The organism is Shewanella algidipiscicola, from assembly GCF_003605125.1.
In the GTDB taxonomy this organism is placed as follows: domain Bacteria; phylum Pseudomonadota; class Gammaproteobacteria; order Enterobacterales; family Shewanellaceae; genus Shewanella; species Shewanella algidipiscicola.
Genome location: NZ_QPQT01000038.1, coordinates 1 through 595, shown reverse-complemented (window position 1 = coordinate 595; position 595 = coordinate 1). Strand labels below are relative to the sequence as shown.

Genomic DNA, 595 nt, shown 5'->3' with positions numbered 1-595 from the left:
AATGGCATAAGCCAGCTTAACTGCGAGACATACACGTCGAGCAGGTGCGAAAGCAGGTCATAGTGATCCGGTGGTTCTGAATGGAAGGGCCATCGCTCAACGGATAAAAGGTACTCCGGGGATAACAGGCTGATACCGCCCAAGAGTTCATATCGACGGCGGTGTTTGGCACCTCGATGTCGGCTCATCACATCCTGGGGCTGAAGTCGGTCCCAAGGGTATGGCTGTTCGCCATTTAAAGTGGTACGCGAGCTGGGTTCAGAACGTCGTGAGACAGTTCGGTCCCTATCTGCCGTGGGCGTTGGATGATTGAAGGGAGCTGCTCCTAGTACGAGAGGACCGGAGTGGACGAACCGCTGGTGTTCGGGTTGTCATGCCAATGGCATTGCCCGGTAGCTACGTTCGGAATCGATAACCGCTGAAAGCATCTAAGCGGGAAGCGAGCCCTAAGATGAGTCATCCCTAGGACTTTAAGTCCTCTAAAGGGCCGTAGGAGACTACTACGTTGATAGGCAAGGTGTGTAAGCGTTGTGAGGCGTTGAGCTAACTTGTACTAATGACCCGTGAGGCTTAACCATACAACCCAAAAGGGTTT

The 595-nt window shown here is 53.1% G+C and carries 1 rRNA gene; it reads left to right on the top strand.

Features of this window, described 5'->3' with window-relative positions:
* Positions 1–578: ribosomal RNA gene (locus tag DVO77_RS18950) — 23S ribosomal RNA — on the top strand; the annotation flags it as partial.
* Between the last annotated feature and the right edge of the window lie 17 nt (positions 579–595).